This window comes from Bradyrhizobium sp. HKCCYLS3077 (assembly GCF_051167555.1).
Classification (GTDB): Bacteria; Pseudomonadota; Alphaproteobacteria; order Rhizobiales; family Xanthobacteraceae; genus Bradyrhizobium.
Genome location: NZ_JBNPTH010000006.1, coordinates 61713 through 74595, shown reverse-complemented (window position 1 = coordinate 74595; position 12883 = coordinate 61713). Strand labels below are relative to the sequence as shown.

Genomic DNA, 12883 nt, shown 5'->3' with positions numbered 1-12883 from the left:
GGGATACATCCGAGCGTGCAGTCTGGATTGCTTCGCTGCGCTCGCAATGACGACGGCTAGTAGCCGTGCCCACTCACATGTGCCCGACTTCGTCCGGCACTTCGTAGAACGTCGGATGGCGATAGATCTTCGTCTCCGCCGGCTCGAACATCATGCCCTTGTCGGCGGGGTCGGACGCGGTGATCGCGCTCGACGGCACCACCCAGATCGACAGGCCTTCGCCGCGGCGGGTGTAGAGGTCGCGCGCGGCCTGCAGCGCCATGGTGGCGTCGGGCGCATGCAGCGAGCCGCAATGCTTGTGCGCAAGCCCGTTGCGGCTGCGGATGAAGACCTCCCACAACGGCGTGTTTGGCGTCGCCATCTCGCTCTCCCTGTTCTATTCGGCGGCCTGCGCCATGTGGCGTCGCGCACGCTTCTCGGCATAGGCCGCGGCCGCCTCGCGCACCCAGGCGCCGTCGGCATGCGCCTTACGGCGCGCCGCCAGCCGATCGCGATTGCACGGCCCGTTGCCGGCGAGCACCTGCTTGAACTCGTTCCAGTCGATCGGACCGTGCCGCCAGTGGCCCTGCTCGTCCTGCGTCATCTCAGGATCAGGCTTCGTCAGCCCGAGATACTGCGCCTGCGGCACAGTGGCATCGATGAACTTCTGGCGCAGCTCGTCATTCGAGAAGCGCTTGATCTTCCATTTCGTCGACGTGTCGCTGTGCTGGCTCGCCTGATCCGGCGGACCGAACATCATCAGCACCGGCCACCACCAGCGGTTCAGCGCATCCTGCGCCATCGCCTTCTGCTCGGCCGTGCCGCGGCACAAGGTCAGCATGATCTCGTAGCCCTGGCGCTGGTGGAACGACTCCTCCTTGCAGACGCGGATCATCGCGCGCGCGTAAGGACCGTAGGAGCAGCGGCAGAGCGGGATCTGGTTCATGATCGCGGCGCCGTCGACCAGCCAGCCGATCACGCCGATATCCGCCCAGGTCAGTGTCGGGTAGTTGAAGATCGAGGAGTACTTGGCCTTGCCAGCCAGCATCGCGTCGACCAGCTCCTCGCGGGAGGCGCCGAGCGTCTCTGCGGCGGCGTAGAGATAGAGCCCGTGGCCGCATTCGTCCTGGACCTTGGCGAGCAGCGCCGCCTTGCGGCGCAGGCTCGGCGCGCGCGTGATCCAGTTGCCCTCGGGCAGCATGCCGACGATTTCGGAATGGGCGTGCTGGGAGATCTGCCGGACCAGCGTCTTGCGATAGGCCGCCGGCATCCAGTCGTTGGGCTCGATGCGCTCCTCGGCATCAATGCGGGCCTGAAAGCGTTGGGCGCGCACGGCGTCCTCGGCGTGGCTGCCCTCCTCGGGCGAGTTAAGCGCCTGCGTATACATGCGGCGGCATCCTCCCAGGACTTGGTTGCCGCCAACATATTACAAAATTCGAGCAATGCAATCGAATTCCGTAATATATCAACGCGCCTCATCCGTGTCGGTGAACCGCCGCGTCAGCGCCACATCCGCCGCCGGCAGCGACCCGTCCTCGTTGATCGCATGGGCATCAAGCCAGCGCTCGGCGCCGGGCAGCAGCAGCCGGTAGATTTCGCCGCACAGCGCCCGCGCCTGCCGCCCCGGCCAGTCCCCGGGCAGCAGTTCCGCCGGCAGCAGCGGATCGCGCAGCACGATGCGGCGGTAGTGGTGGATCAGCAGGATGCGGGCGGTGAAGGCCTGGCCGTCGGACAGCGCCTCGCCGCGCTCGATGCTGGCCTTGAGCGGCGCAAAGGAGGCGCTGAACTTGCGATAGGCTTCTGCCGTCCGTTCCAGCGCCCAGCTCTCCGCCACCAGCCGTCGCGCCATCTCCGAGCCCGCGGAGGCCTGCAGCCGGATCGCGCCCTCCACCGCGTCGGGCACGGCGATGCTCGATGGCGCCACGAACACGCCGGGCAGCGGGCTGCCGAAGCCCGCATCGCGCAGCGCTGTCCGTGCCTGCTCGCGGTCATCGGCACTGCCGGTCAGCACCAGCTCGAAGCTGCCGTTCCATTCGGCCGGCGGCGCATCGTAGATGTGCCGGGTGGCGCCGGCGAAGGTCTGCTCGCCGCGCCGGGTCAGGCGATAGAAGCTGTTGCGGCCGCTCTTCGTCCGCTCGAACCAGCCCTCCGCGGTCAGCCGCGACATCGCCGTGCGCACGACACTGCCGTCGATCGCGAGCCCCTCGAAGAAGGCGAGCAGGCTGCCCAGCCAGACGCTGCCGCCGCGCGGCACGATGGCGTCGCCGAACACGGTGATGATCAGCGAGCCCGTGCGCGACGGCTCGCTCTTCAGCTCGTTAACGATGCGGGACAGCGGCTGCGGCATGGCCATGGCTTTAGCCGGTTTCGCTTAAGCACAAAAGAAAAGGCCCGCGAGACGCGGGCCTTGAAGATCGTTCCACTGACGCGTGAGGCGCGATCAGGCGGTCTTGTTGTAGGCCTTGGCCATGTTTTCCTGGGCAACCTTGGCACCCTCGGTGACCAGCTTGCCGACATACTCGCTGGTCGACTTGGCGCGGGCGACGAGCGCCTCGCCGCGGGCACGGGCCAGCTCACCCTGGATCGCAACGGCTTCGCTGATCGACTTGGCGGACGCCAGCTTGTCCAGGCCGTCGAAGAACGCCTCGGTGTCCTGGTACAGCGCCTGCTGGATGTTGCGGCTGATCTTGCCGGCCTCGGTGACGCCGTCGAACACGGCGGTCTCGATCGCCGAGGTCACCTTCTCGGAGCCGGCGAGGGCCTCCGCAGCGCGCTCCTTGGCGGTCGACGCGGTCTTCTTGACGAACTCCCGCGCGGATTCCGGCACTTCCATCGTCTGCAGGTTCTTCAGCGCGTCCGTCATCGGCGCGAAGGCATCCTTGACGGTCTCGAACACTTTGTTGGTCTCGGTGGTCATGGTCGTCTCCATCCTCGTCTGAGCTATGGCTCTCGCTCCGTCCCTAAGAAAACCGGAGTAACTCAACCATACCACAAAAATGGTGCATCGCAACACTTATGTTGCAGCGCACCATTGCGGGAGGATAGGGAATGCGGCTCAGCCGCCGCCGTGCTTCTTGTTGCGCGACTTGCCGTGGCGAACCGGCTCGGCGGCTTTCGGGGCGGCTTCGGCCGACGCAGGAGCCTCGGTTTTAGGCGGAACCTCGGTCGGAGGCGGAACCTCAGTCGCTTCGGCCCCCTCCCCCGCATGCCGGGTCTGCTTCACCAGCACATCGAGCGCCGACCGGATCTCGCGCAACTCCACCTCGATCGAGGCAGCGGCCGCAGGTTCCTGCGCCGGCGCACCGTTCAGAAGTTGGTCGAGCAGCGCCTTGATCTCGCTCAACTGGGGCGTGAGATCGACGGGCGGTTTCACGTCCGGCCGAGGTGCCTTGGATGCGGCAACAAGCTCGCCCAGCAAAGCCTTGATCTCGTGGAGTTCGGGCGTGACGTCCACCGGCGCCGGGGCGACGGACGGCGGGACCTTGGACGTCGCGACCAGCACGTCGAGCAAACCCTTGATCTCGCTCAACTGCGGGGCGAGATCGGGGGCAGGCTTCACCGTCGGTGCTGGCACCTTGGTCGCGGCCAGCAACTCCTTCAGCAGCGCCCGCGTCTCCGCCAGCTCGCTCTCGATCGAGGTCAGCCGCTCGCTCAAGGCGGTGAGCTGGCCACGACTCGGCACATTCATGCCGGCAAAGTAGTTTTCCATTAGATCGGCCATGGGCTTCTGTCCGTTTCCAGAAGTTGCGGGATCATTGGAGGTGCCGGTCGCCGCGCCCATCGGACGCAATCGTGTGAAGGCCGTGAAGCTCTTCTGCATCTCACCGACCATCTGCTGCCAGAACGCGATCGGGTCGCCGGATTTGTTGGTCATCGGCACACTCCTTCAGGCCACGCGGAGACTCAAAGCACAACCTCTCATAGCACGGTTACGTTGCAATGCGGGAGACGCGGTCTGCTTCTCTCCATCAGCGGAACCGTGGCATAGAAGACCCGTTGGCCCTGAAAGAGGATTCCTGTGACTATCACCGCTCATCAGCCGCCGCAGATCGCGCGCGCCAACGGTATCGACATCTGCTACGAAACCTTCGGCGATCCCACGGCGCCCCCGCTGCTGCTGATTATGGGCTTGGGCGGCCAGATGGTCATCTGGTACGACGAGTTCTGCGAACAGCTCGCAAACCGCGGTTTCCATGTCATCCGTTTCGACAATCGCGACGTCGGGCAATCCAGCAAGCTGCATGGCGGGCGTCGCCTGACTCCGTTCGAGCTGCTCAAGCTGCGCTTCTTCAACATCCCGGTGTCAGCGCCCTACAAGCTTCTCGACATGGCCAAGGACACGGTCGGGCTGATGGACGCGCTCGACATCAAGTCGGCGCATCTGGTCGGCGCGTCCATGGGCGGCATGATCGCGCAGGAGATCGCGATCAGCTTCCCGCATCGCGTGCGCTCGCTGACCTCGATCATGTCGACCACCGGCAATCCGCGCCTTCCACCGCCGACCCGCGAGGTCGCGATGCTGCTGATGGCGCCGCCGCCCCGGACGAAGGACGAATACATCAGGCGCTTCCTCAAGACCTGGAAGGTGCTGCGCGCCGGCTCGTTCCCCGAGGACGAGGCCCGCGACGTCGAGTTGGCGGAGCGCTGTTTCGCCCGTGGCCCCAGCCCCGCCGGCGTCGGCCGCCAGCTGCGCGCGATCCTCGCCTCCGGCAGCCGCAAGCCGCGGCTGCACAGCGTCACGGCGCCCACGCTGGTGATCCACGGCAGGGTCGATCCGCTGGTGCATCACACGGCTGGAAAGGACACTGCGGAGTCGATCCCGAACGCCAGGCTGCTGATGCTCGACAAGATGGGCCATGCCATCCCGACGCCGACCTGGCCCGTGATCATCGAGGCGATCGCCGAGCACGCGCACGGCGCGAACGCGCAGGCGGCGTAGCATCAGCGCGAAGGGTCGTGGGGCTGCGCGAAGGGTCTGGGGCAAGCTCCCCGCCAAGCGCTCAGCTGTCGTCCCGGCGAAAGCCGGGACCCATAACCACCGGCGGTGGTGTTTGCGACGCGCTGTGGCTCCGGCTCGCTTGCACCATCAGGGGCGGTGGCTATGGATCCCGGATCGGCGCCCGCCGACGCGTTGCGTCGGCAGGCTTGTCCGGGATGACACCGGTTGTTTGGCTCGGCTGTCGCCAATTGCTTGGCGGCTTTCCCGCCGTCCGTCTGACAACGAACCGCCGTGCCCTACCCGAACCTACGCCTTCGCCATTCGATCAGCTTGGCGCTGACCTCTTCGGGCTGCTCCTGCTGCGTCCAATGGCCGCTGTCGCGGACGAGGTGCTTCTCGAGGTCCGGCACCAGCTTCTCCATTCCGTCAGCGGCCGAGGGCGGCAGCACGGCGTCGTTCTCGGCCATGATCATCAGCGACGGCACCCGCACGGTGTGGTCGAGTTCTTCCGATCGCAGCCAGTTGCGGGTCATGTTGCGATACCAGTTGATGCCGCCGGTGAAGCCGGTGCGCGAGAACGTCTCGACGAACACCTGCTTCTCGTCATCTGACAGGATCGGCCGCCGCTTATCCTGGGCGGCATCATAAGCCGCGATCATCTGGGGGAACGCCAGATTGAGCGAGGGCGACGCCGCGATCCCGCCGGCCGGCGGCTCGGTCGATGGAGGATCGTTGCGCGGCAGCGGCTTGCGCATGAAGGCGTCGAAGGTCTGCTCGACGCGGCTGCCAAAGATCCGGTCGGGCTCGCGCGCGGGATCCTGGAACTGCACGATGTACATCATGTCGCCGAAGCGCTTGCGCATGATGGCAATCGGATCGGCGGGCGCGCGCGGCAAATGCGGCGTGTTGATGCCCACCACGCCGGCGACGCGGTCCGGATGCCGCAGCGGCATCTGCCAGACGACGAAGCCGCCCCAGTCGTGGCCGACGAAGATCGCCTTGTCGATTGCGAGATGATCCAGCAGTCCGACGAGGTCCGCGGTGAGATGTTCGAGATCATAGGCCTCGACCGGCTCCGGCCGGTCGGTGGCGCCATAGCCGCGCTGGTCCGGCGCAATGACGCGGATGCCGGCGTTCGCCAGCGCCTTGATCTGGTGCCGCCAGGAGAAGGCCAGTTCCGGCCAGCCATGGCAGAGTATCAACGGCGGCCGATCCGTCGCCGGGCCCGCCTCGTAGAATCCCATCCGTATGCCGTTCGTCTGCGCGAATTGCAGCGGCGGCATCCCAATCGGATCGCTCATGCAACCTCCCTGAATGGGTCAGCCGGCCTATGCTGGCCAGTCTGACGACGGCAAGGAGGCTTGCTCCGAGCCTGCTGGTGTGGCGCGCCTCGCCCCGCGAGTTCCGCGCTGATGTCGCCGAGGACCGCTTTCGGTCAGGCCGACTTCTTGTCGCTCGACCGGCTGCCGCCGAGGCCCGTCATGGTCAGCATCAGGTCCTGAAACCGCTCAGCCAGGCGCGGATCGAAGGTGAACCAGCTCTGCATGATCGCCTCCGGCGTCAGCTTGTCGATATTGCTGGTCATCTGGTGCTGCAGCCGGTCCATCACCGCCGACTGCATCGGACCGACATCGGGAAGTCCGAAAAACTGCCGCGCCTCGAGCGGGGTGCAATCGATCTCGATATTGACTTTCATATCCGCTCCGCGCTGTTCAAACGACGCCCACACCGTCTCCCGCCATGTCCCGGTACCGCAAGGTGTCCCGGACTCGGCAGGTCAGGCGTACAGTATCACCGCGCGAGCCCCCCTCTAGCAAGCGGCGCGTTGCTGCAGGTGCGCAATTCCCGGGAGATGGTCAATCCAGGCGCCGCCGTGTCGCGACCGGGTCGCCGCGTGCGCTGCACAGCGGCGCCGGCCCATAACCATATCGTTTAGGCTTAAACAAACTGCACTTGTGTGCCGCCGATGAACTCTGGCAACATGATTCCATCGATGTGCCGCTGGTCATACGGCGCACCGCCAGCCGACAGTCTCCGGATCGCTCCGTTCCGGTGCGGCATCAGACTTGCAAGCATATCGCCCGGCGTCTTGTTGTTTCTTGAAGTTCGTGCAAGAGGCGCTGCAGACTTCACGAACTTCGAGTCAAGAACTTCAAGCAAGGCAGGCCGGATCAATCGCGCCTGCCGCGAAAACAAGCGTCAAACGCGGAGAATTTGGACATATGTCGGGACGCAAATCCCTGCTCATCGCGGCGGCGGTGGCATTCGGCCTCGCCGTCATGCCGGCTTCGGCCCAGACCCTGCGCTATGCCAACCAGGGCACTCTGAAGTCGCTCGATCCCTACACCTTCAAGGAATCGACCACGATTGCGCACCACGCCCACGTCTATGAGGGGCTCACCGCGCGCGACAAGGATCTCAAGATCATCCCCGCGCTGGCCGAGAGCTGGGAGACGCCCGAGCCGACCCGCTGGCGCTTCCACCTGCGCAAGGGCGTCAAGTTCCACAACGGTGAACCCTTCACCGCCGACGACGTGATCTTCTCCGCCGAACGCGTCCGCGCCACCGGCTCGAACTTCCTGTCGAACGTTCCACCCGACGCGAAATTCATCAAGGTCGACGACTACACCGTCGACGTGAAGCTCGATGCGCCCAATCCCATCCTGATCTCGCAGTGGGACACGTGGTACATCATGAGCAAGAAGTGGTGCGAGGAGAACAACTCCGTCGCGCCGACGCCGGTGTCGGCAACTACGCCGAGCTACGCCGCGCTGCACGAGAACGGCACCGGCCCCTTCATCATCGAGAGCCATCAGCCGGGCGTGAAGACCGTGTTCAAGGTCAATCCGAACTGGTGGGGCAAGCCCGAGCATAATCTGAAGGAGATCGTGTTCACCACCATCTCCTCCGACGCCACGCGCGTCGCCGCGCTGCTGTCGGGCGAGGTCGACATCATCGAGCCGGTTCCCGTGCAGGACATCGGCCGCGTCGATTCCAGCCCGAACGCACAGGTCCTGAAGGGACCGGAGCTGCGCACCATCTTCCTCGGCATGGACCAGACCCGCGACGAGCTCTTGTACTCGAACATCAAGGGCAAGAACCCGTTCAAGGACGTCCGCGTCCGCGAGGCCTTCTACAAGGCTGTTGACGTCGAGCTGATCAAGACCCGCGTCATGCGCGGCCTGTCGACGCCGTCGGCGCTCATGATCGCCCCCGAGCTGTTCCCGCTGTCCAAGGAGTTCACGCGGCCAAAATACGATCCCGACGCCGCCAAGAAGCTCCTGACCGAAGCCGGCTATCCCGACGGCTTCGAGGTGACGATGGACTGCCCCAACGATCGCTATGTCAACGACGCCGCGATCTGCCAGGCCGTCGTCGGCATGCTCGCCCGCATCGGCGTCAAGGTGAGCCTGAACGCGCAGCCCAAGGCGCAGTACTTCGCCAAGGTGCTGAAGCCGGGCGGCTACAACACCTCGTTCTTCCTGCTCGGCTGGACCCCCTCCTCGATGGACGCGCACAACGTGATGCACGACATCATGGGCTGCCGCGAGGACCCCAAGGATCCGACCCGCGGTGAAGCCAATCTCGGCAACTACTGCAACAAGGAGTTCGATGCGCTGACCGACAAGGTCTTGGTCGAGACCGACACCGCCAAGCGCAATCAGCTGATCAAGCAGGCGTTCGAGATCGGCATCAAGGACTACGGCTACATCCCGCTGCACCAGCAGGCCGTCGCCTGGGGCGTCTCGAAGAAGGTGAAGATCCCGCTGCGCGCCGACAACGCCGTGCTGCTGTTCCTCGCCACCAAGACCGAGTAGTCGATACCGCACGCCAAAGTCCCGGAAAGCAGAACTGCTTTTCGGGACTTTTCATTTCCTGCGGCAGGTGCTACCCGCCGCCGCGTCTCGCAAGTCCTGAAAGGGTCAGATGCTCGCCTTCGCGCTTCGCCGAGCGATCCAGGCCATCGGCGTGATGATCGCCGTCGGAATCATCTCGTTCGCCATGTTCCGCTTCGCCGGCGACCCGGTGAACCAGCTGGTCGCCATCGATGCCTCGGCGGCGGAGCGCGCCAGCATCCGCGAATCCCTGGGTCTGGACGATCCTTTCATCGTGCAGTTCGGCCGCTATCTCTACAATGCGGCCCAGTTCAAGTTCGGCGTGTCCTACCAGTTCCGGCAGCCGGTCTCGGATCTCCTCAAGGAGCGGATGCCCGCGACGCTGGAGCTTGCGATCTGCGCGACCATCCTGTCACTCTTCTTCGGCATCCTGATGGGCGTGTTCTCGGCCCTGCGCCGGGACTCGCTGCTGGCCAAGCTGTTCCAGATGGTGTCGCTGATCGGCATCTCGCTTCCGACCTTCCTGATCGGCATCCTCTTGATCTACCTGTTCTCGGTGACGCTCGGCTGGCTGCCCTCGTTCGGCCGCGGGGACGTCGTCAAGCTCGGCTGGTGGAGCAGCGGCCTGTTCACATTGTCGGGCTGGAAAGCGCTGATCATGCCCTCGATCACGCTCGGCCTGTTCCAGATGACCCTGATCATGCGGCTGGTGCGCGCCGAGATGCTGGAGGTGCTGCGCACCGACTACATCCGCTTCGCCCGCGCCCGCGGCCTCACCACCCGCGCCATCCATTTCGGCCACGCCCTGCGCAACACCCTGGTGCCGGTCATCACCGTGGTCGGCCTGCAGTTCGGCTCGGTCATCGCCTTCTCCATCATCACCGAGCAGGTGTTCCAATGGCCGGGCATGGGCCTCTTGTTCGTGCAGGCGGTGCAGAATGTCGACATCCCGATCATGGCGGCCTATCTGATGATGGTGTCGCTGATCTTCGTCACCATCAATCTCGTGGTTGATATCCTCTACACCGTGGTCGATCCGCGCCTGCGCGCGACCATCAGCCGTCCGGCCTGATCATGAGCGACGCAGCCCTGCCCCACCCCGCCCCCACCGAAGCGCCGCACAGAGCCGCGGATGGCTGGCTGAAGCGCGCGCTCGCCAGCGACCTGTTCTATTCGTTCCGGCGCTCCAAGCTCACCGTGGCGGCGGCCGTGATCACGCTCGTGTTCTTCCTGCTCGCGATCTTCGCGCCGCTGCTGTCGCCGCAGAACCCGTTCGATCCCGCGCAGCTGCAGCTGCTGAACTCGCGCATCTCGCCGCTATGGACCGCCGACGGGCAGAGCCCGTTCCTGCTCGGCACCGACGAGCAGGGCCGCGACGTGCTCTCGGCCATCCTCTACGGCCTGCGCATCTCGCTGCTGGTCGGCATTCTCGGCGTCGTGTTCTCCGGCGCGCTCGGCATCACGCTCGGTCTCGTCGCCGGCTATTTCGGCGGCCGCGTCGACACCGTGATCATGCGCATCGCGGACGTGCAGCTCACCTTCCCGCCGATCCTGATCGCGCTGCTGGTCAACGGCATCGCCAAGTCGGTCTCCGGCAATCACCTGGAATGGCTGAGCATGCTGGGCGTTCTCGTGTTCGCCATCGGCCTCTCCTTCTGGGTGCAATATGCGCGCACGGTGCGCAGCTCCGTGATGGTCGAGAAGAACAAGGACTACGTCGCGGCAGCGCAACTGATCGGCCTGCCGGCGCCGGTCATCATGCTGCGCCACGTGCTGCCCAACACGACAGGCCCGGTGCTGGTCATCGCGACCATCAACCTGGCGCTCGCGATCATCACCGAGGCGACCTTGTCGTTCCTCGGTTCCGGCATGCCGGAGACGATGCCCTCGCTCGGCACCCTGATCCGGATCGGCAACAACTATCTGTTCGCCGGCGAATGGTGGATCGTCGCCTTCCCCGGCATCGCGCTGGCCGGGCTGATCCTGTCGATCAACCTGCTCGGCGACTGGCTGCGCGACGCGCTCAACCCGAAACTGCGATGACCCCGCTCCTGCGTATGAAGGTCTCAACCTCATGACCGCCCCCGTTCTGTCCGTGCGCAACCTGCAGGTCGAGTTCGAGACAAGGCGCGGCACCCTGCGCGCGATCGACGGCGTCTCCTACGACATCGCCAAGGGCGAGGTGCTCGGCGTGGTCGGCGAATCCGGCGCCGGCAAGTCCGTCACGGGCCTTGCCGTGATCGGCCTGATCGACCGCCCCGGCCGCATCTCCGGCGGCGAGATCCTGCTCTCCGGCCTGCGCATCGACAACCTGCCGCCGGAGGAGATGCGCAAGGTGCGCGGCAAGCGCATCGGCATGATCTTCCAGGATCCGCTGACCTCGCTCAATCCGCTGTACCGCGTCGGCGACCAGATCATCGAGACCATCAAGACCCACACCAACCTTACCGACCAGCAGGCGCGCAAGCGCGCCATCGACCTGCTCGCCGAGGTCGGCATCCCCGCCCCCGAGAAGCGCATCGACGGCTATCCGCACGAATTCTCCGGCGGCATGCGCCAGCGCGTCGTGATCGCGCTCGCGCTGTGCGCCGAGCCCGAACTGATCATCGCCGACGAGCCGACCACCGCGCTCGACGTCTCCGTGCAGGCGCAGATCATCTCGCTGATCAAGCGGCTCGGCCGCGACCACGGCACCGCCGTGATGCTGGTGACCCACGACATGGGCGTGATCGCCGAGACCTGCGACCGCGTCGCGGTGATGTATGCCGGCCGCGTCGCCGAGATCGGGCCGGTGCAGGAGGTCATCAAGAACCCACTGCACCCCTACGCCAAGGGCCTGATGGGCGCGATCCCGACTCTCGCGGGCGAGGACAAGCGGCTGGTGCAGATCCCCGGCTCGATGCCGCGGCTGTCGGCGATCCCCGCGGGCTGCTCGTTCAATCCACGTTGCAACGCCGCCTTCGACCGCTGCCGCATCGACAGGCCCGATCCGCAGCAGCGGGGCACGCAGGCGGTCGCCTGCCATCTGTATGATCGCGCGACGGAGACCGCGGCATGAGCGATTTCGTCGAGGTCAAGGATCTCCGCCGGGTGTTCGACGTCTCGAAACCCTGGCTCAACCGCATGATCGAACGCCAGCCTCAGGAATTCCTGAAGGCGGTCGACGGCGTCAGCTTCGGCATCCGGAAGGGCGAGACCTTCGCGCTGGTCGGCGAGTCCGGCTCCGGCAAGACGACGGTCGCGCGCATGGTGGTCGGGCTGCTGGCGCCGACCTCCGGCGAGGTCATCATCGACGGCGTGTCGATGAGCGAAGCACGTCAGGCGCAGGCGCGGCGCAAGCTGCGCCGGCGCATTCAGATGGTGTTCCAGGATCCCTATGCCAGCCTCAATCCGCGCTTCCGCGTCGAATCCATCATCGCCGAGCCGATCCGCGCCTTCAACGTGATCGAGGGCGAGCGCCAGATCAGGGACCGAGTCGGCGAGCTCCTGACGCTGGTCGGCCTGCATCCGGATGACGGCCAGAAATTCCCTCACGAATTTTCCGGCGGCCAGCGCCAGCGCATCGCGATCGCGCGCGCACTCGCCTCGGAGGCCGACTTCATCGTCTGCGACGAGCCGACCTCGGCGCTCGACGTATCCGTGCAAGCGCAGATCCTCAATCTGATGCGCGACCTGCAGGACAAGTTCGGCCTGACCTATCTGTTCATCAGCCACAATCTCGCGGTCGTCCGCCACATGGCGAGCCGCATCGGCGTGATGTATCTCGGCCGCATCGTCGAGATCGCGGAGGGGCGCCAGCTCTTCAACGATCCGCGCATGCCCTACACCAGGATGCTGCTCGGCGCGGTGCCGGATCTGTCGATGTCCGGCCGCCAGCGCATCCCGGTCAAGGGCGAGATCCCGAACCCGATCAATCCGCCGTCCGGCTGCACGTTCAATCCGCGTTGTCCGCTCGCGTTCGATCTGTGCCGGCAGAAGTCGCCGGAGTTGATCGGCGGCGTCGCCTGCCACGCAGTGAACCAGCCGGCAGCGACGGCCGTTCCGACGGCATCGGTTGCGTGAAGCGAGACGACGGAATTCAAATGGGTCGTCATTGCGAGGAGCGAAGCGACGAAGCAATCCAGGGGCG

General features: G+C 65.5%; 13 protein-coding genes. 6 read left to right on the top strand and 7 right to left on the bottom strand.

Features of this window, described 5'->3' with window-relative positions; translation table 11 throughout:
* Window positions 1-73: 73 nt before the first annotated feature.
* The 5 genes from paaB to ACQR0Z_RS23800 form a co-directional block, all read right to left on the bottom strand.
* Entirely contained in the window at window positions 74-361 is a 288-nt protein-coding gene (gene paaB / locus ACQR0Z_RS23820; protein WP_316183427.1) for a 1,2-phenylacetyl-CoA epoxidase subunit PaaB, read from the bottom strand.
* A gap of 15 nt (window positions 362-376) precedes the next feature.
* The gene (paaA, locus tag ACQR0Z_RS23815) at window positions 377-1366 is read right to left on the bottom strand and encodes a 1,2-phenylacetyl-CoA epoxidase subunit PaaA (protein WP_434920258.1); all 990 of its coding nucleotides are present in this window, start codon (window positions 1364-1366) and stop codon (window positions 377-379) included.
* Between the two features lie 78 nt (window positions 1367-1444).
* Window positions 1445-2326, bottom strand: coding sequence for a phenylacetic acid degradation operon negative regulatory protein PaaX (gene paaX / locus ACQR0Z_RS23810; protein WP_434920531.1), 882 nt, complete (start codon window positions 2324-2326; stop codon window positions 1445-1447).
* 93 nt (window positions 2327-2419) lie between these two features.
* A complete protein-coding gene (locus ACQR0Z_RS23805) occupies window positions 2420-2896 on the bottom strand; it encodes a phasin (protein WP_257169208.1) in 477 nt (158 codons plus the stop codon).
* A gap of 138 nt (window positions 2897-3034) precedes the next feature.
* Entirely contained in the window at window positions 3035-3853 is an 819-nt protein-coding gene (locus ACQR0Z_RS23800; protein WP_434862094.1) for a hypothetical protein, read from the bottom strand.
* A gap of 144 nt (window positions 3854-3997) precedes the next feature.
* Here ACQR0Z_RS23800 and ACQR0Z_RS23795 point away from each other — a divergent pair, with 144 nt between their 5' ends.
* The gene (locus ACQR0Z_RS23795; protein ID WP_434920257.1) at window positions 3998-4918 is read left to right on the top strand and encodes an alpha/beta fold hydrolase; all 921 of its coding nucleotides are present in this window, start codon (window positions 3998-4000) and stop codon (window positions 4916-4918) included.
* 296 nt (window positions 4919-5214) lie between these two features.
* On the opposite strand, the gene ACQR0Z_RS23790 is transcribed toward ACQR0Z_RS23795, so the two are convergent.
* Entirely contained in the window at window positions 5215-6219 is a 1005-nt protein-coding gene (locus ACQR0Z_RS23790) for an alpha/beta fold hydrolase (RefSeq protein ID WP_434920256.1), read from the bottom strand.
* Between the two features lie 134 nt (window positions 6220-6353).
* Entirely contained in the window at window positions 6354-6614 is a 261-nt protein-coding gene (locus tag ACQR0Z_RS23785; RefSeq protein ID WP_006613360.1) for a DUF6489 family protein, read from the bottom strand.
* A gap of 526 nt (window positions 6615-7140) precedes the next feature.
* Here ACQR0Z_RS23785 and ACQR0Z_RS23780 point away from each other — a divergent pair.
* The 5 genes from ACQR0Z_RS23780 to ACQR0Z_RS23760 all read left to right on the top strand — a co-directional run bounded on the left by ACQR0Z_RS23780 (window position 7141) and on the right by ACQR0Z_RS23760 (window position 12816).
* Window positions 7141-8736, top strand: a complete 1596-nt coding sequence (locus ACQR0Z_RS23780) for an ABC transporter substrate-binding protein (RefSeq protein ID WP_434862066.1) — start codon at window positions 7141-7143, stop codon at window positions 8734-8736.
* A gap of 109 nt (window positions 8737-8845) precedes the next feature.
* Window positions 8846-9826 carry an ABC transporter permease gene (locus ACQR0Z_RS23775; protein WP_434862067.1) on the top strand — a complete coding sequence of 327 codons (981 nt, stop codon included), beginning with the start codon at window positions 8846-8848 and terminating at the stop codon, window positions 9824-9826.
* 2 nt (window positions 9827-9828) lie between these two features.
* Entirely contained in the window at window positions 9829-10797 is a 969-nt protein-coding gene (locus ACQR0Z_RS23770; protein WP_434875275.1) for an ABC transporter permease, read from the top strand.
* A 31-nt stretch (window positions 10798-10828) separates the two neighbouring features.
* A complete protein-coding gene (locus tag ACQR0Z_RS23765; protein ID WP_434875274.1) occupies window positions 10829-11812 on the top strand; it encodes an ABC transporter ATP-binding protein in 984 nt (327 codons plus the stop codon).
* Entirely contained in the window at window positions 11809-12816 is a 1008-nt protein-coding gene (locus tag ACQR0Z_RS23760) for an ABC transporter ATP-binding protein (protein ID WP_434920255.1), read from the top strand. The genes ACQR0Z_RS23765 and ACQR0Z_RS23760 overlap by 4 nt, the downstream gene beginning before the upstream one ends.
* The last annotated feature ends 67 nt before the right edge of the window (window positions 12817-12883 follow it).